The following is a 23756-nucleotide window of genomic DNA, read 5'->3' as shown; positions in this document are numbered from 1 at the left end:
GGGGCCTCTCGTCGTCGTTCCGAGTCATTCATACCGAGTGGCGATCAACCGCTCATTCGCGAATCGCCTGCGCACCGGGTCCCGGGGTCGTACCTTCCTGTCGACCGATCGACGAGAGGACGTCATGACTGGTTACACGGTTCTCGACCTCGAGACCACGGGACTGTTTCCGCAGCAACATGACCGCGTCATCGAGATCGGCATCGTGTCCGTCTCCGACGAAGGCGAAGTCCTCGAGGAATGGTCGACCCTGGTCAATCCGGGCAGGGACGTGGGCCCAACTGATCTGCACGGGATCTCGGCCCGTGACGTGCTAGACGCCCCGACCTTTCGAGAGGTGGCGCCGCATGTCATCACCTTGCTCAGCGGTCGCACGCTCGTCGCGCACAACGCCCGCTTCGACACGCAGTTTCTCGACCACGAGTTCTCGCGAGCCGGGCTCAGCACCCGCCCGCCCACTCCGTCTTTGTGCACCATGCAGCTCTCCACCTCGTACCTCCGGGGAGCCTCCCGCAAGCTGAAGGACTGCTGCGCGGCGGCGAACGTCTCTCACGGCGACGTGCACACACTGCGCTCGGTGATGCGAGAGCGGTGGCCGGGCTCCTGGGTTTCTATCTCTCCCAGAGCCCCCGCCCAGTGCCGTGGGAGGGGACGAACCTCTCCACGCGTAGCCACTGGTGGCCGGCGCTCGAAGGACTCAGCAAGATCCCGACGAAGGCTCGAGCGAGCGCCGAGCGGCGGCCGGATGAGTGGCTTGACCGCATCAGTTCCCGGCTGCCTCGCAACCCCGAACCGCGGGTCGAGGCTTACCTGGACGTCCTCGAGAGAGCGATGCTTGACGGGTACTTGTCTGCGCACGAGGAGGCGGCCCTGATCGAGGTCGCCATGCACCTCGGCCTGCATCGCGACCAGGTTGCGGCGGTTCACATGACGTTTCTTGACGCCATGGCCATCGCTGCATGGGAGGACGGGGTGGTGACGGAGGCCGAGCACACCGTCCTGAGCAGTGTGGCGGCCATGCTCGGCCTTCCCCGGGACCTCGTCCGGATCGCCTTGGATCGGGCCGAGAAGGTGGCGGACCGCTCGTCCACCAGCGATGCCTTCAAGCTCGAGAGCGGTGACCAAGTTGTCTTCACCGGTGAGCTCTCGGCGCCGCGGGGGCAATTGGAGGAACTCGCGGAGCGAGCTGGCCTGAGGTGTGGCGGTGTCAACAAGAAGACGAAGCTCGTGGTCGCCGCCGACCCGGACTCACAGAGCGGCAAGGCCGCCAAGGCTCGCAGCTACGAGATCCCGGTGATCACCGAGGCCGCCTTCTCGCGACTGCTCGACTCGATGCATCGAGTCGGCTGAGACGTAGAGACGGCGCTGTCACGGTGCTTGAAGAGAGGGCGCCGCCGAACGGTCACGCAGGGCTCGCATCGGAGGCAGAACGTAGTTCGCGCCACCATGCAAGCTTTTCCCCGTACGGCATGGTGGCGTGCGCCCCGCTGCTGCTGGGAAGAACGAACACCCGGCTCTGCCCGACGTGCCAGGGCTGCTCTCCGAGGTGGACGTCTTTTCTGCGGGCAAGCCCCAACTGCGCCGCTGCGGCCCGCCCTGCCGTCAGACCGTTGAAGGCCACCCATCGTGGCGCTGCAGTCTCAAGATGGGCCGCAACGCGTGGGGTCCCACTGAAGTCGAGACCTCTGTCGTGGCTTTGCGCGACGTTCTTGACGAGGTCTGTGATCCCCACACCATGGTCGAGCAGGGAAACGTCTTCTTCGGGGCTGAGTCGCGTCGGCGTGAAGCCTGCTTCGTGCAGCAACTGCCAGAACTTGTTTCCTGGCCCGCTGTAGTAGTGCCCACGGCGGGCCGACGCGGTGGCCACGGCGGTGCCGCAGAAGACAACTGACAGGTCCGGGCGCAAGAGATCATTCAGCACCCGCCGATCGTGGCTCACGTTGCGAGACAAGTCCATAGCGCCGGAAGCGCCCCCTGTCGGCGTCCCCCACCTCAGCCGGATGCGGCACTTCTCCAGACACGGCCGTTGACTCACGGCATCCTCGTGGCATGTTGTCGATCGACATCTCGTGGCGCTTCGAGAACGGGATCAATCGGGCGTACGCGTGGCTGTCTGACGGCAGGGTGCTCGGCTACCGCGATCTGAACACGGGTCGCGATGTGCCAGCCACACAGCCAGCACCGCGCTGCTCACCGACCAGTACGAGCTGACGATGCTGCGCGCGGCGATCGCCAACGGGACCGCGCAGCGCTACTGCGTCTTCGAGGCCTTCGCCCGCCACCTGCCACGCGGTCGCCGCTACGGCGTGGTCGCCGGGCTCGACCGGATCCTCGAGGCGGTGGAGGCCTTCACCTTCTCCCCCGACCAGGTCCTCTCGCTGCTCGAGCGCGAGGTCATCGACATCCCGACCGCGAAGTGGCTCTCCGGCTTCCGCTTCACCGTCGCGGTGCTCATCCGCAACACGCAGCCCAGCGAGGACCTCCCCGGGGTCGCGGAGGAGCTCGCGCGACGGCGGCTGCGCGAGGAGTACCGCGCCCTCGCCCGGCGCGACCCGTCGCTCGCACGCAACCTGCGGGTCGGCCGCCCGGACCTGCCGCGCAACCTCGACGACGGCGGCCTGCTGGACCTCAACGCGCTTCCCGCGGAGCAGCTCACGACCTTCGCCGGGCTCTCCCCCGAGGAGGCGACCAGCGTGGCCGACGCCCGCCACCACCTCGGCCGGTTCACCAGCCTCAACGAGCTCGCGCTCTACGCCGATCTGTCCGAGCCCACCACGGCCATGCTCAGCGAGCACGCGGTCTTCATCTGAGGACCGCGTGTCCGCTGCCGGCCCGTCAGCGCTTCCGGCGGACCGGCTTGGCCACGACCACCTGGTACTTCGTGTAGTGGAAGCGGCCATTGGCGTAGCGGACCCGGTTGGTGCAGCTGATCAGCACGAGCCGGTGGGCGCCGGTGGTCTGGAAGAACCGGTGCGGCAGCTTGCGGGTGCGGGGGTACGTCGAGGTGCCGGTCACCCGGTAGCGGTAGGTCTTCCCGGCGCTGGTCACCGTGACCACCTTGCCCCGCTGCGCGCGGCGCAGGCCCCACATGGCACCCGGCCGGTCGCTGCGGTCCGAGACGTGCCCGGCGATCACCGAGGTGCCGATCGCGTCGCCGTACCCCGCGGACTTGCGCAGCCAGGCTGTCACGTCGACATCGGCGGGCAGCCGCATCTCGCCACGGGCGATCCTCGTGGTGATCACGGGGGCGTCCAGGCCGAAGCCCGGCCCCCGCACCACCGTCGGCGCCCGCAGCTCGGCGCCGAGGCCCGGAAGGACGCCTGAGAACCCTCCGTTGACCACCGGGACGGGGTACGACGGCTTCGCGACCGTCGTCGTCTCGGAGGCCAAGCCGCAGCGGCTGGTCGCGGCGGTGTTGGCCGCGGTCGCCCGGGTGGACACCCGCCAGGTGTAGACGCCGGGCGCCTTGATCCGCACCGACGCGGTACGGCTCCATCCGGCGCTCGCGCGCCACCGGAGCGTCCGCACCAGCTTGCCCGGGCCACAGGTCGCCGCCGCACGCGACACGAACGGGCCGTAGAGGCGGGCGGTCGCCGGCACCGACGTGCCGCGCGCCAGGCCGGTCACCCGCACCCGGTCGTGGAAGGCCTCGCCGGGCTTGACGCGGCGGTCGGAGGTACGGGTCGTGATCTCCGGCTCGGCGGGCGGGCTGATCAGGACCACCGCGCTGTCCGGCCCGGAGGAGACGGGCTCGCCGAGCGGGTCGATGCCGGTCGCGCGCGCGGTGTTGCTCAGCCGTCGCGCGGACAGGTCGGCAGCCCGCACGACGTAGACGGTGGTGCAGGTGACACTCGCGCCGGGAGCCAGACTCTCGGCTGCCGGCGGGCAGGTCGGGGTCGGCAGGTTCCCGGCACCGGTGAACCCTCCCTCAAGGACAGCGACGGCGCTGAGGGGGACGTCGCCGGTGTTGGTGATGCGGAACCGGTAGGTCACCCGCTGCCCAGCCGCGGAGACGGTGCTTGGACTCGCGGTCTTCACGATCGCGAGTGCCGGATCCTCGTCGCCGTTGACGGTGGCGGAGTCGGAGTTGTTGGTCGGGTCGGGGTCGTAGGGGAGCCCATCGGACCGGTCGGAATCCGCCGTGTTGGTGAGCGCACCGGTCTGGGCGACACGAGCCTCGATCTGCAGCTCCGACTGGGGGTCGGTCGCGGGCAGGTCGGCGGGGTCGAGGTCACCGATGGTCCAGACCCCGGTGTCCGGGTCGTAGGTCCCGACCGAGGCCGTGCTGCTGACGTACTCGAGCCCTTCGGGCAGCAGGTCGTCGACGGTGACGTCCTCGGCGGGGTCCGGGCCCAGGTTGCGCACCCCGACGGTGAAGGTGACCGTTTCGCCGACCACGGCCGTCGGGTCGTCGACGGTCTTCTCGACGGCGATGTCCGCGGCCGGGACGAACAGCTCGGTGTTGGCGGTGTTGTTGTCCGGGTTCGGGTCGTCGACCCGGGACTCCTGGATCGCGACCAGGTTGCGATAGTGCCCCGACGCGTCAGCACTGATGAGGACGGACACCTCCAGGGTCGCCGTCGCCCCCGCCTCGAGCCTCGGGATGGTCCAGATGCGGTTCGCCTCGTCAAAGGTCCCGTTGTCGGTGGTGTGTCCGGTGATGTTGGCCTGGATGAGGGCGGGGTCCTCGGTGACCGTGTCGTCGGTGGCGTTGGGGCCGTTGTTGGTGATGGTGATCGTGTAGACGACCGTGTCCCCCGGCTGGCCGATCGGCTGGTCGACGGTCTTGGTGATCGCCAGGTCGGCGAGCTCCACGAACGTCGCGGTGGCCGAGGCGGAGTTGTTGGTCTCGTCGACGTCGCGCTGGTCGAGGGTGCTCAGGCCGACGGTGTTGCTGCGCTGCCCGACGACGGTCCCGGTGGCCCGGATCGTGAGGGTGGCGCTCGCCCCGACGGCCAGCGAGTCGAGGCTCCACGTGCCGGTCTCGGCGTCGAAGGTGCCGTCGCCCGTGGACGAGACGTAGGTCAGCCCCTCCTCCAGGACGTCGTCGAAGACGAGGTTGGTGGCCGTCGTCGCCGGCGCCCCGGCGACGGCGTTGTTGGTCGCGGTGACGGTGAACACCACGTCCTGGTCCAGCGGGACGGCCGAGACGTCATCGTCGCCGTCGGGACGGGCGACGTCCTTGGCTACCCCCACGTCGACCGCGGGCCCCAGGGTGGTGACGGTGGCCGAGGACTCGTTGTCGGCCGGGGTGGGGTCGTCCAGCAGCGGCGCCGCCACGGTGACGACGTTGACCTTGGTGCCCTCGGTGTCGAGCCGCGCGGTGATGGACAGGGTGGCGCTGGCCCCGGAGGCCAGCGTGCCGACGTCCCAGCGTCCGCCGGGGAGGTCGACGGTGCCCTGTGAGGCGGTGCTGTCGAGGATCGTGATCCCCTCCGGGCCGGTGTCGGTGACGAAGACGTCGCGCACGGTGTCGGGCCCGCGGTTGAGGACCGTGACCGTGTAGGTGACGTTGTCGCCGACGACAGTCTCCTCGTCGGAGACGCCCTTGACGATGACGAGGTCCGCGTTCGGCGTACGCACGTCGACGGACGCCGATGCGGAGTCGTTGGCGCTGTTGATGTCGGTCGGCGACACACTGGCGATGCTGACGGCGTTGGTGAACGTGCCCGGCGCGGTGGTGTCGAGGACGAAGTCGTACGTCGCGGACGCCCCGACGGCGAGCGCACCGATGGTCCAGATGCCGGTGGCCGGGTTGTAGGTGCCGGTGCCGCCGGAGTCCCCGGGTCGGAAGGTCAGGCCCGGGGGCAGCTCCTCGGTCACGGTGATGCCGGTGCCGGGGCGCGGCCCAAGGTTGGTGACGGTCACCCGGAACGTCACCGGCTCCCCCGCCGCGACCTGCGCGGACCCGATGACCTCCTTGGTCACCGCCAGGTCGAGGGCCGCGGGGTTCAAGGTCACGGTGGCGCTGTTGTTCGCGGCGTTGGTGTCCAGCTGGTCGAGGCTGGTCAGGCTCGCGGTGTTGGAGACCACCCCGTTGGTGTCCACCCGGGCGGTGATGGTGAGGGTGACGGCGTTGCCGACGGGCAGGTTCGGGATCGACCAGGCGCCGGTGCCGGCGGCGTACGTCGACGGCTGGGGTCCGGCGGTGCTCGAGCTCAGCAGCGTCAGGCGCCCCTCGGGCAGCAGGTCGGTGATGAGGACGTCGGTGGCGATCGCCGGGCCGTTGTTGGTCGCGGTGACGGTGAAGGTGACGGTGTCGCCCACCGCCGGCTCGGGGTCGTCGACGGTCTTGGTGACCGCGATGTCGGTGTTGACCCCGATGCTCGCCTGCGCCTCGGGCGACTCGACGGGCTGCCCGACGGGGGTCTCCCCCGCCGCGACGGCGGTGTTGACGATGCTCCCCGACGGGTCGGCCTGGCGGGTGTCGACGGTGTAGGTGCCGGTGCACGTGGTGGAGGCCCCGGGCGCGAGGACGTTGGTCTCGCACGCGAGCGTCGCGGAGGGGATCAGGTCGTCGGTGACGGCGATGTTCGTGACGGTGGATCCGCCGGTGTTGGTCACGGTGTAGAGGTACTCCACCTCCTGGCCCGCCTCGTACGGTCCGGGGGTCTGCACATCCTTCTCGAGGTCGAGGCGGGAGACCAGTGGCACGGTGACGGTGGCCTCCGGGGAGGTGACCGGGTCACCCCCGGGATTCTGTGCGTTGGCCGTCGCGACGTTGACGACCTCGCCGGCGTCGACGTCGGCGGCGGTGACCGTGTAGGTGCCTCGACACACGGTGGTCGATCCGGCCGCTGGCGCTGGGACCAGGGTGGTGGCCTCGCAGGTGATCGGACCGGTGATGGTGTCGTCGGCGATCGACAGGGCCGACAGGGGCTCCTGGCCGGCGTTGGTCACGGTGTACTGGTAGGGGATGACGGTCCCCGCGGTGATCACGGCCGGCAGGGTCCCGGCGCTGCGGTCCACCTGCTTCTCCAGCTGCAGCTGCGCGAGCGGGTTGACCGAACGCACGACCGCGTTGCGGATCAGGTGGACGTCGGTCTGGCCGCCGGTGGAGGCCGAGAGCCCGAACTTGTAGGTGCTCGGCAGGCCGGCCGGTGCCGGGATGTCGAGCTCGGTGACCCACGGGCTGGCAGGGTTGCTGGGGTTGTAGCGGACCTGGACGATGATCCGCGGGTCGGGCGCCGGGGTGACGGTGATGTTCACCTGGCGCCAGGACGCCGCGAGGGTGCGGGCCCGCAGGGTCCCGTTGCCGCCGTTGAGGGTCGTGCCGGGATCGTCCGGGTCGGTCGGGTTCTCCGGGGTCGTCGAGGCGAGGTAGCAGTACCCGGTGGCACCGTTGCCGGGTCCGCGCACCGTGATCACGTTCGGGGCCACCGCGCCCTCCGCGGTCGAGGGCGAGCGCTCGCCCTCGGGGCAGCCGGACCCGCGGCCCTCGCCGTCGTCGTAGTAGTTGCCGAAGGCGTCCAGACCGACGCCGAGCACGCCGCCGGTGATGCCCGGCTCCATGTCGTCGTCGATGATCCGCTGGGCATAGCCCAGGCTCCCGCCCGCTCCACCGGTCTCGGTGAGGTCGGTGGAGCCGTCGACGAGGAAGAACCCGATGCCATCGGCCCCGGTGCCGCCGTACTGGAACTGGTCGAAGGTGATGGTCACGCCGGCGGTGGCCGGGATCGGGCTGTTGTAGAGCACGCTGCCGGCCCGCTGCGTGGTCGTGTCGGTGAGCTGGAGGTAGCCGGGCGTGGCGCCGAGGGTGGGCACCGGGCCGTTGCGGTGCCGCGCGCAGGTGGGGATCTGCGCCGCTCCCGCCGGCGGCGCGGTGATGGCCCCGGTCAGACAGGTGTCGCCCTGGACCGTCCACGCGGGATCCGCGACCGTGCGGCCGGTGAACGTCTCGTCGACGATCGTGGTCCCGCCCGTCGGCGGGTCCGCGGCCGCCGGGGTCAGGCTCGCGTCGGTGGCGATGGAGAGCGTGGCCACCGCCATCGTGCACGCGGCGGTCATTGCGGTCAGTCGTCGAAGGTTCACCATCGCCTGCTCCCGAGTTAGGCCCGTCCCTCATCACTGTGAGCCCCACCACATCAAAGCGCAACCCGCGCGACTCCCGGGCCCGGCGCGGAGTCAGCGCGAATGGGGCGCCGTCGACCGCGCAGGAACCGTGGTGGAACGGGCAGAACCCGCTCGCCGGACCCGTTCGCCCAGGTCGGCATCGCCACCGACCAGCGTCTGCATGTTCGAACCTCCCTCATGAACCGGTGCATCTCGCGCACACATGGACCCTGGTTCTGTGAATCTGGCCCACGACACACGACGCGAGGGGAGAGATCGTGAGCTCACGGCCGCCGGTGACGCTCGGCGTGACGTTGGTGGTCGTGCTCGGGGCGCTCGCCTGGCTCCTGATCCGTGCAGGCTCGACCGAGGAGATCACCGGCGTCGCCGACAAGGTTCACCCCTGCCTCGGAGTGGACGCTCACCGAGGAGATCATCGAGCCTCCCCGGCTGCTGTGCCTCGGTGGTTCGGTGCCGTGCCCCAGCGTCCACCGCCGCTACGAGTCCGACACGTTGTTGAACGCCGCTGCGCTCGAGCAGCTCGGTGCCGACGCAGGCGCCGATGACTGGACGTTGAGCGGCACCTGCGAGCCGGACGCCACCACCGGTACCTACACCGTGTGCACCGGCGAAGGAACCATCGGGGACCACGTCGTCACCGTGAGCCAGGCGGTGCACAGGTCGCGCAACCGCCGTCGCTGCTTGTCGGTGAGGAGGGCGGCGCCGGTGTGCAGGGTGCGCCGGGCGCGGTAGAGAGGGTCGTTCTTGCGGCCTCGGTGGCCGTGCAGGTTCTGCTGGACCCGGCGCCGGCAGCGGTCCAGGGCATCGCCGGCCAGGCGGACCACGTGGAAGGGATCCATCACCGTCACCGCGTCGGGCAGCTCCTCGGTGGTGGCGGTCTTGAAGCCGGTGAACCCGTCCATCGCGACGACCTCCACCCGGTCACGCCAGGCCTGGGGACGGGCGGCCAGCCAGAAGCTCGCCACCATCGCGGCGTCCGTCAACGCTGTGGCCGTTCCGAGCGCTTCCGCCTCGTCGAAGCCGACGCCCCACCACCAACAGAGGCCGACGAACCCGCCCAAGGTGGCAACTGCGAAGACCACGAGCCCGACGCGGGCAGGGTGAGGCGTTTCCACAGGGGCACGAGCGAACTGTAGGCCGCTCTCGTCCTGCGGTTGGGCGGTTCGGATGAACGAGCAGGACGGTAACCCTCAGCCGCCGGCTGCCTCGAGGCTTCGCACGTTGTAGTCGATGGCGTCGAACTCGAGCTCGATGTAGGCGAACCAGCCCTTGGGGTCCTTCCACCGCCCCTCACCGCTGGTGAGCAGGCGGCGTCCGTCGCTGTCGCGGTACCCCGACAACGGGGTGGACCAGGTCTGTCGCACGAACGACTTCCCGTCCTCGGAGGCCCGCGACCGGTCCTCGGAGACGAAGTCGGCCAGGTCGCCGTCGGCGTCGAACACCAGCTCGGCGGAGACCGTCTGGTCACCGAGGGTGAAGTCTCCGCGGACGCGCCTGGCGTCCAGGCTCGTCCACCGGACGGGAGCGTCGACGATCGCACCGGGCGCCAGCACGACGAGCTCGTTGAAGACCGTGACCGTCTCTCCCCGGTCCATCACCTCGCCGGAGGCGTCCACCACTGTGACCAGCGAGAGGACCCTGCCGCGCATGGCGGCGGTCGCGTCGGCGTACTCGTGCAGGACGGTGACGGGCAACCCCGACCTGGTCGCATCCATCAGGAACAGCCGGCGCGGCCTTTCTCCGAACGTGTTGACCTGCTGGCCCGTGAAAGGCATCCACGCCGCCTCCGGGCCGCTGCGGATGCGGCCGTGGAAGTGCGCGTACAGGCTGGTGACGCGGGGCTTCCCGACGGCGCCGGAGCGTCGGACGTAGGTCGCGAGTGGTTCCGGAAGCCCCGACAGGTCCTCCTCGAGGAGCACGGGGGGCGCGGCGTCCACGTCGGTGAGTGCCTCGCTCGCCTGCCTGTCCCACCGGGCGTGGAAGCTGGGAGGCCCCACCGAGACGAACCCGTACGCCGCGACGACGGCGAGCAGCACGTTGAGGACCGTGCCGGCCTTCGCGTCCTCCCAGGAGGTCACGATGGCGATCTGGGAGACCACCGCAGCCGCAGCGGCGACCAGCCACCACCACGTGGGTGCGCCGACCGCGAGCAGGACGGCGGCGGTCAGGACGAGCGCCGCAGCCAGCAACCACAGCAGCCCGGAGCGAGTCCCGATTGGCGCCTTGAGCTGCGGGACATCGGCCCAGCCGAACCCCTTGGCCACACCGAGGAGATGGATGAGCCCGTGCACCGTCAGCACGACGACCACGGTCCAGCGGACGACGTTCTCCATGCTGATCCCCCTCCCCCAGTGGCGCCCTACGCGTGGGGACCGCTCGCGCGCGACGGGTCCGCCCCGGAGACGGAGTCCCTGGACTCCTCGTGCCGGCCGTGCCAGTCCAGGATCAGGACCGCGGCGTCGTCCTCCAAGGCGTGCCCGGCGGCCTCGAGGGCTCTGTCAGCCAGGACGCGGACGACTTCTCGCGGGTGGAGAGCCGCTGTGTCACGGATCGAACCGGCCAGGTCGATGCCGGCGACGTTGCGCTCGAGCATGCCGTCGGTCACGAAGACGAGGCGGTCACCGGGCTCGAGGCTCACTCGGGTGCTCTCGTAGGTGCTCTCTGCGAACAGGCCGAACGGCAGGTCGACCTTGAGGTCGAGCATGGTCACTTCCGACCTCCGCAGGAGGTAGGGCGGGACGTGGCCGGCGTTGATGACCTCGATGGTGCCGGTGTCCAGGTCCACGCGGCCGATCATGCCCGTGACGAAGTCGTCGCCAGCACGACTGTCGGCGTGCTCGGCCAGGGCACTGTTGGTGGCCGATGCCTGGTCGAGCAGGGACAGGCCCTGGCGCCGCGCCCCTCGCAGGCCGCCCAGACAGACGCTGGCCGTCAAGGCGGAGTTGACCCCATGGCCCATCGCGTCGGTCAACGAGAGGTGCAGCGAGTCGCGCGCCTGGGAGTAGTCGAACGTGTCGCCGGCGATGGTGGCGGCGGGTTCGAGCCACGCCGCGAGCGTGAACGCGGCTGCCTCGCACGTACGCGACTCGGGAAGCAGCCGCTGCTGGATCTCGGCCGAGAGGCTGAACTCCCGGCTGCGCTGCCCCCATTCGAACAGGTCGGTGTGGCGGCGATTGGCGATCACGACGAAGGCCAGGAGGTGCGCCACCTGGGCGATCTCGTCCACGCTCTCGGGATCGGGTGCGTCCGGGAGGTACATCTCGAGCAGACCGATGGACTCGCCGCGTTCAGTCACCGGGGCCAGCACACGCCACATGCCCGCGACACCTGCCCTCGCGGCTGCCCCGTCCGGCGGCAGCACCTGGATCGTCTGGGTGCGTACGGCCTGTTCCTCGGGCCCGCCGTCGAAGGGCACCGTGCTCGCGGACTCCTCCTCCGCGCGACGCTGGTCCTGACCGGTCGAGCCACCATGCGGTGCCGGGTCCTGCGCGATCGGCACGTGCGCCAGGCGTACCAGCGCGCGCCCTGACAGGTCGGTGACCAGGAAGGAGACATGTGCGGCGCCGAACGCGAGCCCGAGCTCGCGCGCCACCTGGTCCACCGCCCGCACCGGGGAGGCGGCCTCCGCGGCCTCGAGGAGGCGTCGCACGTCGGTGACCTTGCGTCGACTGACCATGGGCGGAGCATAACGACTGCAGGACGACATCACCCCGGTCGACGAGCGAATGGACGCCCGCCGCTCCCCCGTCTCCGATCTCGCACGGGTTCGTTCTCGGCACGGCGCCAGGTGGTCTTGCCCGCCCCGTTGGGACCGAGGATGCCGAGGATCTCGCCCCGCTCCACGGAGAAGCTGATCTCGTCGACGACGGTCTGGTCGCCGTACCGCTGGCTGAGGCGGTCCACTTCGATGATGGTCATGCATCCAACGTGGTGCCGGAGGCCGCTCCGGCGGATCGACGGTGACAGCTGAATTCTGGTGACGTCCGGTGGAGCCAGCCATCCACCGCTCGGTGGATGCTGGCCTCTTCACCGGCGGGCGCAGGTGGGCTTGACTGGTCGCGAGGTGATCGCGATGGCCAGCTCCGCCCCCGCGTGGGTCGACCTGTACTGGTTGCCGCTGGGCGCCGGAGGCCACGTCGTCCGCCGCAACGGTCGGGCGTACGAGTGGTGGGTGTCGCGGCGTGAGCACCGGGCGCCGCTGGACCTCTACCACTGTGCGCTGATGGTGCGGGCCGACGACGTGACGTACGCCGTCGAGATGGGGCCCGTGTGGAACGTGGCCGCTGAGGACCGCGGGGTCGTGTGCGAGGGCCCGGTCGGGGCCCGGTGGCTCGGTCGGTTCCGGCTGTTCCGCTACGAGGTGCGGTGCTGGGCGGGCGGTGTCGTCCCCGACCTGGCCGAGGCGGTGGAGAGCCCGGTACGCACCACCGACGACCCCGAACGCGTCGCTGCCGTGCTGCGGATGCTCCCCCAGGTGCCGACGCTCACGTGGGGCAGGGACGAGATCGGGGCCGGAGAGATGTGGAACTCCAACTCGATGGTGGCGTGGGTGCTGGCCCGCACCGGCCACGACATGGGCACGATCATCCCGCCGACGCACGGTCGACTGCCGGGATGGTCCGCGGGCCTGGTGCTGGCGCGACGGCAAGCCGGAGACGCGTCCGCGGGGCACGCTGAGCCGCTCGCGTGACCGGCCCGCGACGCCGACCGGGCGACGTACGCAGCCCGACCCTCACTCGGGTGGTCGCGCCCGGGACAGCCGGACCTCCTCGTTGTCGAACCGGGCCTGGACCAGCCGCAGCACGATGTCGTCGATCCGCCGGGTGTCGCGCAGCTCGATCAGGGCATCGCGCCGTCGCGCCAGAAGAGCCAGCGACAGGCTCGTGTACTGGTCGTCATGGACCACGACCGGGTGGTCCACCGTGCCTGCGGCCTCCACCAGGAGACGCATCTTGTCGAGCTCGCGTCGCACCCGCCTGACGACCTGCTCGTCGATGTCGAGCTCGGCGGCGGTGGTGTCGATGGCCGCAAGGGCCGTCTCGAGGCTGAACACCTCGGCGAGCTGGATCTCCTCGGCCACCGAGTCGTCGGGTGGCAGCCGCGCGAACCGCACCACGGCCGGGAGCAGCATCGCCTGGAGCAGGGTGAGCACGATGACGCCGCTGGCGATGACCACGATCAGGTCGCGGTCGGGAAAGTGAGCCCCGGAGTCCAGCGTGCGCGGCACCGCGAGCACCGCCGCGAGCGAGACCGCGCCACGGAAACCGGCGACGGCACTGACCGTACGTTGGCGCGCACTGACCCGGAGCGCGCGCTGGGCGGGGCGGCGGTCGACGAGGCGGATCACGTACGGCGTGGTGTAGATCCACACCCACCGCACCCCGATCACCACGGCCGCGACCAGGACCGCGTCGACCAGCGCCTCGGCCAACGACGTGCTGGTGAGGTTGAGGAAGGCCGAGTGGGCCGACAGCCCGACGAGCACGAAGAGCGCGCTGCTCAAGACCGTCGTGGAGAGCGACCAGAACGGCGCTACGAGCTGGCGGGTGGCTGCTCCAGTGATCCGCGGCGCCACCTGGCTCATGAAGAGTCCGCAGGCGACGACCGCCAGCACCCCGGACGCCCCGACGGCGTCGGCCGCCAGGAACGCCGCGAACGGCGTCACGAGCATCGCGATGCCCTCGAGCATCGGGTCCTCCATGCGGCGGCGCACCTGCCAGCTGAGCAGGCCGACGAGTCCACCGGCCAGCACGCCGCCACCGTAGGAGAGCACCAGCAACCAGGTGACGTGCCAGCCGGTCAGGTCCTGCTCGCCGACGGTGACGCCCACCGCAAGGCCGTAGAGGACCAGGGCCGTGCCGTCGTTGACGAGGCTCTCGGCGCGCAGCACCGTGACCGTACGCCGCGGGAGATCACGGGCCAGGACCCCGACGGCGGTCGCGTCGGTCGGGGCGAGCGCCGCGCCGAGCACCCAGGCCGGGCCCCACTGCATGCCCAGCGCGTGTGCGGTCACCGCCACGGCCCCGGCGGTGATCAGCACCAGCACCGTGCTGCTCAGGACGACGACGCGCAGGTTCTTGCGGATCTCGCGCAGCGAGGTGGTCAGGCTCTCCCAGTAGAGCAGCGCGGGCAGGAAGAGAAGGAGCACGACCTCGGGTGGCAGGTGGGCCTGTCGCAGGTGGGGCACGAACCCCACGAGCACGCCGACGAGCACCAGCAGGATGGCAGGGGCGATCGGGTAGCGGCGCGCGACCGCACCGCACGCCACGAGGGCGACGCCCAGCAGGACGACCATCTCGAGTCCCAGCACCCGTCAATCTTGGCCCCGCACGAGCAGCGCGACCACCCTCGAAATCGATGGCGTCCTCGTCACCAGCCCAGCCGGGTCAGGCGCCGTCCTCGGTCAGCGCCGCCGACGGCAACCAGTCGGCCCCCAGGAGTTCCGCGAGGTCGGTGAGGCCACTGGTGTCGCTGCCCACGGTGTCGGAGGCGGCGGCGATCCGCTCCACCATCACCTTGCCGACCTGCTCCTCGACCGTGCCCTCGGCATACGCGATGTGCCACGGCGACACCTGGTGGTCACGGTGCGTACGCCCGGTCACCTGCCGTCCGGCGATGCCGGAGAAGCGGGCCTGGTGGAAGACGCCGACCCGCGGCTCGGTGCTGGCCTGGCGGCCGTCGGCCAGGGTCTCGCCGGCGTGCAGGCTGATCGAGGCGACCGTGGTGAAGACGCAGACCCTCGCCTGCCCGGTCTGGAACTTGAGACGCTCGGCCTCCGGGTCGAATCGGTCGCGGCCGTAGATCGTGGCCACCTCGATGCCGGAGTCGCGCAGCCGGTCGGCGATGGGGTCGGCGGCGGTCGCGACGAACTCGACGGAGCACGCCACCTGCCGCTCGGCCTGCACCTGCTGGGCGATCCAGTCGACCGTGGAGTCGACCCGGATCAGCCCGGCCTTCTGGCGGAAGCGCAGCAGCGCGGCCCGGCCCTTGGCGGTGTTGCGGCCGCGTCGGGCGAGGTCCATCTCGCGGCAGAACTCGCCCCACTCCGCCTCGTACGCCGCTCGCTCGGCCGGGGTGAGCGCCACCGGCATCCCGGAGATCGGCACCGGCCCCCACGGGGCGGCGCGGTGCAGCATCGCGGGCGGGCGTACCTCCGTGAGCCAGCCGCGTACGAGCTTGAGGTCCGCGGCGCGCCGCGCCGGGTCGGCAGTCCAGGTCGCGCCGTAGCGTCCGTGCTCCACCTCGACGCCGTGGCGTTCGAGCGCGGTGGCGAAGGTGACCGCGGGCTGTGTGGCCGAGGTCCACTCGCGCATCGGCTCCTCGTGCACCTGCGCGTAGGCGGGCGCGAGGTAGGGCAGCTCGAGTGGCGTGTGGCCGGGGGTGGCGGTCGTCGCGATGACGAACGGCGCCTTGTCGTGGGGTTTTCCGTGGCCGGAGATCTTCGCCCAGAGTTTCCACCGCTTCGTCGTCGTACGCCGCAGCGCATGCGCCTCGTCGGCGATGATGACGTCCCAGTCGTGGTCCTTGACCTTCTCCAAGCGGTCCCAGGTGATCACGACCCACTCCAGGCCAGCGTCGCCCAGCGCCGTGATCGTGCGGCACCAGTGGCCGATCGTGATCGCGGCCGGACGGTCGGCCACGACGAGCACTCGGCTCGCACCCCGAATGTCACCGACCGCGGAGGCGCCCAGGACCGCGGAGATCGTCTTGCCCACACCCGGCTCGTCGGCCAGCAGGAAGAGGCGACCGCCCGCCACAGCACGCTCCGCGATCGCGTCGGCCGCTTCGAACTGGATCCTGCGGGGCTCCAGCGCCTCGCTCGGCTCGGGGTTGGGCGTCGGGTCGTCGGGGTTGAGGGTGTTCTCGAGGAAGCGGCCCAGCGTGTGCGGCCCCGGGGCGTACGCCGCGAGGTGCGCCGGCAGCGTGCGCCCGACGTACAGGTGCATCTTGACCGCCGGGTGCCACGTGGCGTCGTCGACCTGCGTGCCGTACGGGACGTCGAGCACCCACAGCCGCTCCCCCGGGCCGGCGGTCGGCAACGGCCGCTGGGTCTGACCGCCGCGGCGTACGGTGCTGCGGCGGCGGCTGCTGGATCGACGGGTGCTGGCCACCCGAGGACGCTACCCGCGGCCATGGTTCGCTCGCGGCTGGCTCGCCGCCGGTGAGGGCCGGGAGGGCTCGAACAGCGCTAGCGTGTGCGCCCATGAACACAGACCTCCCTCCTGCCGAGCGGTGCAGTGTCGAGCCCACGGCGGCCCAGCTCGGGGCGCTGGACGAGCTGGACGCCGACGTCGCGGTGGTCATGCTCAACCTGGTCCGGTTCCGCGACGTCGCCGACTATTCACACCGTCCGGACCTGGCCCCCGAAGCACCGATCTCCGGGGCCGAGGCCTACCGGCGGTACAGCGCGGCCGCCCAGGACACCCTCGGGGCGATCGGAGGGGCGGTTGAACACTTCAGGTCGTGCCGACCGACGTTCATCGGGCCTGATGGCGAGCAGTGGGACGCGGTGCTCACCGTGAGGTACCCGAACCCCGCGGCCTTCCGGGCACTGATCAACCACCCGGCGTACGTGGAGGCGGCTGTGCACCGGACGGCCGCCCTGGTCGACTCGCGCCTCATCCCGACCTCCGGCTGACCGGAACATCGGTGGGCACTCGTCGGGGTCACAACCATCCGCGACGCTTGAAGACCGCGTAGAGCACCGCTCCCATCAGGAGCATCAGGGCGAGCGCCATGGGGTAGCCGAGACGCCAGTCCAGCTCTGGCATGTGCTCGAAGTTCATGCCGTAGATGGTGCCGACCAACGTGGGCGCGAACAGGATCGCCGCCCAGGAGGAGATCTTCTTGACCTCCTCGTTCTGCCGCAGGCTGGTCTCGGTCAGCCGCTGGGTCTCCTCGTTCTGCCGCTGACCCACCAGCGTGGCGTTGACCGTGAGGATGTTCTGCAACAGCACCCGGAACCCGTCGACCCGCTCTGCGATGCGGATCGTGTGATCCTGCACGTCGCGCAGGTAGCGCTGCATCTCCTCGTCCACGTGGTACTTCTCGAAACCGCTGGCCAGGTCGGCGACGATCTTGAGCAGGGGTGTGGTGGCACGCTGGAACTCGACGACTTCGCGGGACAGCTCATAGATGCGCCGCGAGACCGCCGGGTCCCCCGTGAACACCTGGTCCTCGATCTCGTCGATGTCGTTCTCCAGGCCCGCGACGACCGGCTGGTACTCATCGACCACCTCGTCGAGGATGGCGTACAGGACCGCCTCGGGGCCGAGCCGAAGCAGGTCCGGGTCGGACTCCAGCCGTTGGCGGACGCGACGCAGGTTGGGCGACTCGGCATGCCGGACGGTCACGATGAAGTCCTTGCCGGTGAACACGTGCAGCTCGCCGAACTCGACCCTCTCCTCCGCCTCGACGTAACGCGCCGGACGAAGCACCGTGAACAGCACGTCGCCGTAGCGCTCCAGCTTCGGACGCTGGTGCGCCGAGACGGTGTCCTCCACGGCGAGGTCGTGGATCTGGAACTCAGCCGCCACCGACCGCATCTCAGAGGCGTCAGGTCGGTACAGGCCGATCCAGCCCATGCCCTGCTGCCTGCGCAGCATCTCGTAGGTGACCTCCAACGAGGCCGGTTCCGCCTGCCGTCGGCCGTCCACGTAGATCGCGTTGTCCACCACCGGCATCCGGGACCTCCCTGTCCTCGTGCAGGTCCGCGCCGAGCCGCGGTCGCGATCGCGGCTCCCGCAGCCTCGGGTGTGCCGTTCGTGCTGCTGCCGACACGGGCCTGCGTCATCTCTTCTACCTCCGCCGGACCGTCACCAACCCTGTGGACCACGATCTGCTCCCCCGTGCGAGGGTGGCCCACGGTTTCGAGCCCGGAAGGAGCAGCCATGGCGACGAGGACGGTCGAGAACGAGACGGTGGTGCCCGCTCCCGTGGCCGCGGTGTGGCAACGGGCGGTCCATCCCGACGGCATCAACGACGAGATGCGGCCGTGGATGACGATGAGCATGCCGCGCTCAGCGACCGGGCTGACCGTGGAGACCGTCCCGCTGGGACAGCCCGTCGGCCGTGCCTGGCTTCGGCTGTTCGGCCTCATCCCTTTCGACTTCGACCACCTGACGGTGGCCGAGGTCGAGCCGGGCGTCCGGTTCCTCGAGCAGTCCACCATGGTGAGCATGCGGCGCTGGGAGCATGAACGGCGGATGCTGCCGGTCACCGGCGGCACCTGGGTGCATGACCGCGTCACCTTCCAACCTCGCTTGCCCGTTCCGGGCCTCGCCGCGGTCCTGGCCCAGGTGATCGACGCCTTCTTCAAGCATCGGCACCGGCGCCTGCGGCGGCACTTCTCGGAATGAACGGGTGCCCTGAGGCGAGGTCGGCCTCGGCGGGGCGCCGCTGGAGGCCTGGCCCGTGTCTGCCAGCCGCCTCACCCCTACCGCGTCAGGCGCCCGCGACATCCTCGATCGTGCCCTGCTCGGGGTCCCACCACCGGAGGCGGTCACACGTCAGCTCGTCCGCGGCCTCGGTGGCGTGGAGGACGTCGATCACCTCGGCCAGGACCGTCCGCGGGACCCGCCTGGCCAAGGTGACGTGCGGCGTCCAGACGGGGTGGCGCAGGTCGGGGACCGACGTACGGACCCTCGCCACGGCTGCGGCGAGTGCCGCGTCCGGCTCCACCAGGTGGGCGACCGTCACCCGAGCACCTTGACCGAAGAGGACCAGCCCCCGCGTGGCGATGCGTGTCGGCAGGAGCGGGCCAACCACCTCCCGGGCCGTCGTGACCGCCGACTCGGGTACGCGCGTCGCTGCCACGAGGGTCAGGTGCGGCGCGTTGGTCATCGACCGGTGGTCCGCCTGTGACGGCAGTCCGGCCGCCTTCAACGCCTCCCACTGGGCCACGACAGCAGCCGTGGACTCCGGGGCGAAGGAGAGCTCGAGAGCGAAGTCGGGCACGGAGCGAGGATAGGCCGGGCCGCGACGGCCATCGCCGCGCAGGGCCACACCGTTGCGAGGCCCTGTTAGTCGTCTTCCCCTCCACCCCACGGCGTCGGAACCACAAACCAGTTCTCCTTGCCGCTGACGTCCAGCACCGCCGGATCGGCCCGCACGCCCGTGACCTTCTCGGCCATGGCAAGGCCCACGGCCGCGTAGTCGGACGTCTCGACCAGTGGCCCCGTCAAGTCGTTCCAGGCGAGACGAGCGAGGTCACGGACCTCGGCCGGGATCTCGTCGATGCTGTCGACGAAGGCGTACTCGTGGGCATCGAAGACGACGTGCCCGTCGCGGGCGTACCCGAAGCGCGTCATGCTCTCAATATTGTCGGTCACCACAGCGCTCGTGGCGCCGTCGCGGGAGAGCTCGGCGAGCAGGCGCCTGGGCGGATCGGCGAAGCCCCACGGCTCCCAGGCGAGCACCCCGCGACCGACCTGCAGGAAGGTGTACGCCGACAAGTCCTCGCGCATGAAGTCGCGCTGACTCGCAGGCTGCGGATCCGGACCGAGGAGCCGCAGACGGGCCTCCTCAACCGTCATGGGAGCAGCGAAGACCCACGTGCCCTCGCCGAGGGGCGCGCCGAGATGGTGGTCGGCGAGCGCCCTGTCAGCGGCGTTCAGGGCGCTCAGGTTGGCCTGGAGCAGGGTGTCGTCGAGCTCCGGTGACTCGAAGGTTGGCACAGCGGGGCTTGGCGCCTCCGTCGGCGTGGGCTGCGCCGGTGAACGATCCAGCATGCGCCCTATCCAGGAGCTGTCGTCGTACCAGTCGCGCTGGCTCCCGGCTGTGACGTCGCCTGACTTCTGGCACCCGAACGCCAGGGCTAGGAGGGCGAGCAGAACCAAGCCGGCAGCCCCACCCCACCAACGTCTTCCATGCATGCGGGAAGTATCTCGGCCAGAGCGCGCCGCGTCCGAAGTTCGCGTACATCGGCGTTCTGGCGTTCAGTCCCGTCCTCGCACTGGTGGCAGCTGAGCACGCGTCGAGCCCACCAAACGGCCCTCGTCGAAGACGACGAACACCTCGTCCTCACCTCGGAAGATCGCGGGCTGGCAACCGCTTCAGCGGAACTCCGCCCGAGGGGCCTTCGCTTCGATACTCTCGCCCGCATGCTGGAAGCTGCGTTGGGCGCGCTCGGTCTCTTTGTCTTCTACGTGATCGTCCGCAAGGCGGTGACGCACGGCATCCTCGAAGCGGATGAGCACAGGGCGGAGCGTGATGCGCGGCCGGCGCGACTTGCTGAGCAGTCGCCTCGGCCGGGCGCGTAGTCCCCGTGTCCGGGTGCGGGCTATCAGGCGCGCTTTTCATGGGGCGCTGCACTGACAGGGCTGCTGCTACCCCACGGAGCGACCAAGTGCACTTGCGACGGTAGGACGCATGTCAGGGACTCAGAGCTTTCGTGCACCACGTGCACTGGAGCCCGAGTGCGGGCAGCATGGCTCCATGGATTTGGAGTCTGTTGTCGCTCAGGCACTGATTGATCTGGCTGGAGTGCGAAGCACCCGGCACGACGCCGACCATCGAGTTCCGAAGGCTCCAGGTCTGTATGCCTTCTATGGTGACGACCAAGCGTGGTCGGACCTCGGCCTCTCACCTTCGTTCGACGATCAACCGCTATACGTCGGTAAGGCCGAGAAGAGCCTGAACGGGCGTGATATCGGCACGCACTTTTCGACGGGCAAGACGGGTTCATCGACCGTACGTCGCAGTCTCGCCGCTCTGTTGGTTGCCGAGCTTGACCTTGTCGCTGTGCCACGGAACGTGGCGAACCCCGACGGGAGTGCGAACTTTTCACTCGACTCGGCCGGTGACGAGCGACTGAGTGAGTGGATGGACAAGCGGTTGGTCTTGGCGACCTGGGCGAAGCCGGAAGGGATCGTACTCAACGGGGTCGAGACGGCAGTCCTCGAACGACTTCGACCGCCTCTGAATCTCGACAAGGTGGGCGAGCCGCGAGAGCGGCTGCGTCGGGCGCGAGCTGCTTTGGCGACCGCTTCGAGAAGTAGGTCGACAGACACCGTGACGATCAGTGGTGGGGGCACCTCCGTCGAGACGCCGGATCCGACTCTCTTGAAGGCGTCGACGTTCACGCTCGGTGACGCTCTCGCGAGGACGGGCATACCCCTCAACGAGATCATCGCAATCCGGCACGCCTACGTGAAGGTCCATGAGGACGGGGACTCGGGCATCCATGCCGATTCGACCGACGATGAGATCCTCAACTACACCAGCACGCAAAGCCTCACCGGCTTCGCCAAGGAGCCACCCCGCTACTGGGTGATCCTGTTGCCGGGGCAAGGGGCACGGGCGCGTCTTTGGCGGATCATGGAGAACCTGGGCGAGGCTCCACCAAACGGGCAGCGGCGGACCTTTGCCTTGAACCCGGTCGAACAGCTGTCCGATCTCACCGGTCGCTGCGTCATCCAGTGGGGCTCGCCCCGCGCGTGGTGGGTCCACGGCACAACAGCTGCGAAGTACCCCATCCTCGACATCGCCGATGTCGAGCCCGAGCCATTTCCCGGGTTCGATCACCTGGTCATCGACCACGACCGTCTCCAGGCGGTCGTTCGGGACCCTGTCTACGCCGCATGGCGCACGGCGTTGTCGTCGGTGATCGGGATCTACCTGATCACCGACACTTCCGACGGCCGTCACTATGTCGGCAAGGCCGACGGCCACGAGACTCTGCTGCAACGCTGGACCGCGTACGCAACCAACGGTCACGGTGGAAACGTTGGATTGAAGCAACGGGACGCGACCAAGTTCCGCTACTCGGTCCTCCGCGTCCTCGACCCATCCTCAGCAGAGGCAGACATCAACGCCGTTGAGAAGCACTACAAGGACGCACTCGACTCCCGCAGACATGGATTGAACGAGAACTGATCTACGGACCGCGCCAATTCGGCGGCGATCAGGGCAGCCCCTTCGCGGCGGAAAGACGCAACTCCCGGTTACGGTCGCTGGGCGCTGCCAGAATGGGTAGGGGTCACTAACGCCAGGCGCTGCCCCAGCGTCCAACCGCCAGTACGGAGAGCCGAGTGTCCTACAACGCCCTCGTTACCCAGATACTGCTGTCCTCTCCGAGCGATCTCGACAGCAATCATCGTCAAGTCATCCTCGATCAAACGCGCTCATGGAACGCTGACCACGGCCGCATCTATGGGGTCCATTTCAGTGTTGTTGACTGGAAAGACAACGCTGCTGCCAGCGTCGGCGACTACGCACAGGCCGTCCTGAACGATCAGATCGTCGAGGAGTCCGACGCGGGCCTGGTGGTCTTCACCGACCGCATGGGGACGCCTACTCGCGACTACCTATCGGGGACAGCAGAGGAGATTGACCTCCTCTTGGACTTACGGCGCGATGTTGCGGTGCTGCGCAACGAGTGTCCGCGACCGCCGGTAACAAGTCCCGATGGCCTAGCCCAGAAGGAGGCCCTGGACCAGTACGTCGAGAGCCTTCACTCGCGAGCGCTCGTCAAGTCCTACACAACGCTCGACGAGCTGCGACGTGAGATCGAATTGGTTCTGACCTTTCTCGCGCGCAAGCAAAGGAGAGAAGCTGACGCCGGCCTTACTGCACCTGTCGAGGATCGCGAGACCGCGCCGAGCCACCCGCAGACCCTGGCGAACGCCACCGTGATCGCCGGGGGGGAGGCGCTGGAGCCAGGACTGTGGCCCCGCGTGGAGGTCTCAGAATCGCCGGTAACCGACTCTAGGGGACGATTGCGCACCAAACGCCGCTGGAGTCTCGTGATCGAAAGCACCCTGCCCACACCCGTTTCCGACATCTCGCTGCGATTCGAAGACGGAGCGGGCGCGCTCGTCGAAGACTTCGACCTCGGCAGGACCGCAGACCAGCACGTCGAACTGCTTCCTCCGCGTGGCTCCGTTTCCTTTCCTCTGCTGCAGGCGCTCGGCTCCCGATCCCAGGCGATGTGCGTGGTCACGTGGCACGACGCGGAGGGCACCGAGCACGAGACGCGCGCGAGCGTGCGCACGGGATAGGCCGCCGCTCACGGGAGCCGAGCGTGCTCTCGCGTGGGTATGACGTACCGCGTTCTCCGATACCGACACGCCGATTCCCATAGCGTGTGAGGCATGAGCCTGATTTCAAAACGCATCATCGCCCTCAGCATTCCGTGCCTCCTCATTGGACTTTCCGCGTGCGGCAGTGATGACCAAGGATCGGCTCAGAACAACTCGTCGGCCGAAGGCGCGAAGCCCGACGGTCCCGCAGCCGTTAGCACGACACCGACCCCCGTTGCCCCGGAGTTGGGCGAGGACGCAGCGCTCATGGCGGATGCCCTTCAAGAGGGCGTCCCGTCGCTGAAGGGTCGGCTAGAGATGACCGAAGTCGATGATTCCAATGAACTTTTTGGGCGCCCGGGAAAGTATGACCAAGTGACTTTCCTCGGCGATACCCGACTGGGTTGTACCGCCGACGACGACTACAACGGTTTCGATACTCAGTGCGGCGTCAAAATCGAGCGATGGCCGTCGACGGAGGCAGCGGAGGCTCGAGCCAAGGACATTCAGACGAAGTTGCAGAACTTCGGCTTGGGCGCAGAGTGGGATTACGTAGTCGGGCGGCTTGTCGTCCGTGCGTCAGGTGACTTCACGCCGTCCCAGGCCACCAAGATCCAAGAGGCTGCATCCGCTGGCGCTCCGGTGGCGCCCTGACGACGGAGT

General features: G+C 69.4%; 19 protein-coding genes and 2 pseudogenes. 10 read left to right on the top strand and 11 right to left on the bottom strand.

The features are described from left to right. Positions 1-124 precede the first annotated feature (124 nt). Positions 125-553, top strand: a pseudogene (locus FCL41_RS17775) (3'-5' exonuclease); the annotation flags it as partial. A 38-nt stretch (positions 554-591) separates the two neighbouring features. Next, a complete protein-coding gene (locus tag FCL41_RS17395; protein ID WP_239021787.1) occupies positions 592-1350 on the top strand; it encodes a BRCT domain-containing protein in 759 nt (252 codons plus the stop codon). A 52-nt stretch (positions 1351-1402) separates the two neighbouring features. On the opposite strand, the gene FCL41_RS05075 is transcribed toward FCL41_RS17395, so the two are convergent. Beyond that, a complete protein-coding gene (locus FCL41_RS05075) occupies positions 1403-1939 on the bottom strand; it encodes a mismatch-specific DNA-glycosylase (RefSeq protein WP_170970286.1) in 537 nt (178 codons plus the stop codon). Between the two features lie 247 nt (positions 1940-2186). Here FCL41_RS05075 and FCL41_RS17770 point away from each other — a divergent pair, with 247 nt between their 5' ends. Further along, positions 2187-2810 carry a ComEA family DNA-binding protein gene (locus FCL41_RS17770; protein ID WP_425325794.1) on the top strand — a complete coding sequence of 208 codons (624 nt, stop codon included), beginning with the start codon at positions 2187-2189 and terminating at the stop codon, positions 2808-2810. A gap of 25 nt (positions 2811-2835) precedes the next feature. Here the strand turns inward: FCL41_RS17770 and FCL41_RS05065 are convergent, their stop codons facing one another. The 5 genes and pseudogenes from FCL41_RS05065 to FCL41_RS17705 all read right to left on the bottom strand — a co-directional run bounded on the left by FCL41_RS05065 (position 2836) and on the right by FCL41_RS17705 (position 11991). Continuing rightward, positions 2836-8007: a DUF7507 domain-containing protein gene (locus FCL41_RS05065; RefSeq protein WP_137066348.1), complete on the bottom strand. Its 5172-nt coding sequence runs from the start codon at positions 8005-8007 to the stop codon at positions 2836-2838. 722 nt (positions 8008-8729) lie between these two features. Beyond that, positions 8730-9026 (bottom strand): annotated as a pseudogene (locus tag FCL41_RS05060) (ISL3 family transposase); the annotation flags it as partial. 237 nt (positions 9027-9263) lie between these two features. Beyond that, a complete protein-coding gene (locus tag FCL41_RS05055; protein WP_137066346.1) occupies positions 9264-10406 on the bottom strand; it encodes a DUF6544 family protein in 1143 nt (380 codons plus the stop codon). Positions 10407-10432: 26 nt separating this feature from the next. After that, on the bottom strand, positions 10433-11749 hold the full coding sequence (locus FCL41_RS05050) for a PP2C family protein-serine/threonine phosphatase (RefSeq protein ID WP_137066344.1): 1317 nt from the start codon (positions 11747-11749) through the stop codon (positions 10433-10435). A 29-nt stretch (positions 11750-11778) separates the two neighbouring features. Continuing rightward, the gene (locus FCL41_RS17705) at positions 11779-11991 is read right to left on the bottom strand and encodes an ATP-binding cassette domain-containing protein (RefSeq protein ID WP_137066342.1); all 213 of its coding nucleotides are present in this window, start codon (positions 11989-11991) and stop codon (positions 11779-11781) included. A gap of 154 nt (positions 11992-12145) precedes the next feature. Here FCL41_RS17705 and FCL41_RS05040 point away from each other — a divergent pair, with 154 nt between their 5' ends. Next, the gene (locus FCL41_RS05040; RefSeq protein ID WP_137066340.1) at positions 12146-12763 is read left to right on the top strand and encodes a hypothetical protein; all 618 of its coding nucleotides are present in this window, start codon (positions 12146-12148) and stop codon (positions 12761-12763) included. A gap of 42 nt (positions 12764-12805) precedes the next feature. Here the strand turns inward: FCL41_RS05040 and FCL41_RS05035 are convergent, their stop codons facing one another. Beyond that, positions 12806-14383 carry a Na+/H+ antiporter gene (locus FCL41_RS05035; RefSeq protein WP_170970285.1) on the bottom strand — a complete coding sequence of 526 codons (1578 nt, stop codon included), beginning with the start codon at positions 14381-14383 and terminating at the stop codon, positions 12806-12808. 76 nt (positions 14384-14459) lie between these two features. Next, on the bottom strand, positions 14460-16184 hold the full coding sequence (locus tag FCL41_RS05030) for a DEAD/DEAH box helicase (RefSeq protein WP_137066338.1): 1725 nt from the start codon (positions 16182-16184) through the stop codon (positions 14460-14462). A 92-nt stretch (positions 16185-16276) separates the two neighbouring features. On the opposite strand from FCL41_RS05030, the gene FCL41_RS05025 reads away from it, so the two are divergent. Continuing rightward, positions 16277-16711: a DUF1330 domain-containing protein gene (locus FCL41_RS05025; protein ID WP_137066336.1), complete on the top strand. Its 435-nt coding sequence runs from the start codon at positions 16277-16279 to the stop codon at positions 16709-16711. Between the two features lie 28 nt (positions 16712-16739). Here FCL41_RS05025 and FCL41_RS05020 read toward each other — a convergent pair whose 3' ends face one another. Then, entirely contained in the window at positions 16740-17756 is a 1017-nt protein-coding gene (locus FCL41_RS05020) for a magnesium and cobalt transport protein CorA (protein WP_137066334.1), read from the bottom strand. Between the two features lie 207 nt (positions 17757-17963). Between FCL41_RS05020 and FCL41_RS05015 the strand changes: the two genes are divergently transcribed. Next, positions 17964-18431: an SRPBCC family protein gene (locus tag FCL41_RS05015; protein ID WP_137066332.1), complete on the top strand. Its 468-nt coding sequence runs from the start codon at positions 17964-17966 to the stop codon at positions 18429-18431. A gap of 85 nt (positions 18432-18516) precedes the next feature. On the opposite strand, the gene FCL41_RS05010 is transcribed toward FCL41_RS05015, so the two are convergent. Continuing rightward, positions 18517-19029 (bottom strand): 2'-5' RNA ligase family protein, encoded by a 513-nt coding sequence (locus FCL41_RS05010; protein ID WP_170970284.1) that lies wholly within the window; start codon positions 19027-19029, stop codon positions 18517-18519. 65 nt (positions 19030-19094) lie between these two features. Then, positions 19095-19802 (bottom strand): DUF6461 domain-containing protein, encoded by a 708-nt coding sequence (locus tag FCL41_RS16975; RefSeq protein ID WP_170970283.1) that lies wholly within the window; start codon positions 19800-19802, stop codon positions 19095-19097. Positions 19803-20174: 372 nt separating this feature from the next. Here FCL41_RS16975 and FCL41_RS16970 point away from each other — a divergent pair, with 372 nt between their 5' ends. From FCL41_RS16970 to FCL41_RS04995, 4 genes are all read left to right on the top strand, one after another. After that, on the top strand, positions 20175-20333 hold the full coding sequence (locus FCL41_RS16970) for a hypothetical protein (RefSeq protein WP_170970282.1): 159 nt from the start codon (positions 20175-20177) through the stop codon (positions 20331-20333). Between the two features lie 175 nt (positions 20334-20508). Continuing rightward, the gene (locus FCL41_RS17235) at positions 20509-21948 is read left to right on the top strand and encodes a GIY-YIG nuclease family protein (RefSeq protein WP_212723160.1); all 1440 of its coding nucleotides are present in this window, start codon (positions 20509-20511) and stop codon (positions 21946-21948) included. A gap of 155 nt (positions 21949-22103) precedes the next feature. Then, a complete protein-coding gene (locus tag FCL41_RS05000) occupies positions 22104-23072 on the top strand; it encodes a hypothetical protein (protein WP_137066328.1) in 969 nt (322 codons plus the stop codon). 93 nt (positions 23073-23165) lie between these two features. After that, a complete protein-coding gene (locus FCL41_RS04995; RefSeq protein ID WP_137066326.1) occupies positions 23166-23747 on the top strand; it encodes a hypothetical protein in 582 nt (193 codons plus the stop codon). The last annotated feature ends 9 nt before the right edge of the window (positions 23748-23756 follow it).

The organism is Nocardioides jishulii (genome assembly GCF_006007965.1).
Lineage (GTDB): Bacteria > Actinomycetota > Actinomycetes > Propionibacteriales > Nocardioidaceae > Nocardioides > Nocardioides jishulii.
This window is presented reverse-complemented; position numbering and strand designations above follow the sequence as displayed.

What these genes read in the sequence shown, in the direction of transcription:
- FCL41_RS05055 (WP_137066346.1), bottom strand. Translation starts at nt 10,406, where the DNA reads ATGGAGAACGTCGTCCGCTGGACCGTGGTCGTCGTGCTGACGGTGCAC.
- FCL41_RS05050 (WP_137066344.1), bottom strand. Translation starts at nt 11,749, where the DNA reads ATGGTCAGTCGACGCAAGGTCACCGACGTGCGACGCCTCCTCGAGGCC.
- FCL41_RS04995 (WP_137066326.1), top strand. Translation starts at nt 23,166, where the DNA reads ATGAGCCTGATTTCAAAACGCATCATCGCCCTCAGCATTCCGTGCCTC.
- FCL41_RS05065 (WP_137066348.1), bottom strand. Translation starts at nt 8,007, where the DNA reads ATGACCGCCGCGTGCACGATGGCGGTGGCCACGCTCTCCATCGCCACC.
- FCL41_RS17705 (WP_137066342.1), bottom strand. Translation starts at nt 11,991, where the DNA reads ATGACCATCATCGAAGTGGACCGCCTCAGCCAGCGGTACGGCGACCAG.
- FCL41_RS16970 (WP_170970282.1), top strand. Translation starts at nt 20,175, where the DNA reads ATGCTGGAAGCTGCGTTGGGCGCGCTCGGTCTCTTTGTCTTCTACGTG.
- FCL41_RS05040 (WP_137066340.1), top strand. Translation starts at nt 12,146, where the DNA reads ATGGCCAGCTCCGCCCCCGCGTGGGTCGACCTGTACTGGTTGCCGCTG.
- FCL41_RS05020 (WP_137066334.1), bottom strand. Translation starts at nt 17,756, where the DNA reads ATGCCGGTGGTGGACAACGCGATCTACGTGGACGGCCGACGGCAGGCG.
- FCL41_RS17235 (WP_212723160.1), top strand. Translation starts at nt 20,509, where the DNA reads ATGGATTTGGAGTCTGTTGTCGCTCAGGCACTGATTGATCTGGCTGGA.
- FCL41_RS05015 (WP_137066332.1), top strand. Translation starts at nt 17,964, where the DNA reads ATGGCGACGAGGACGGTCGAGAACGAGACGGTGGTGCCCGCTCCCGTG.
- FCL41_RS16975 (WP_170970283.1), bottom strand. Translation starts at nt 19,802, where the DNA reads ATGCTGGATCGTTCACCGGCGCAGCCCACGCCGACGGAGGCGCCAAGC.
- FCL41_RS05025 (WP_137066336.1), top strand. Translation starts at nt 16,277, where the DNA reads ATGAACACAGACCTCCCTCCTGCCGAGCGGTGCAGTGTCGAGCCCACG.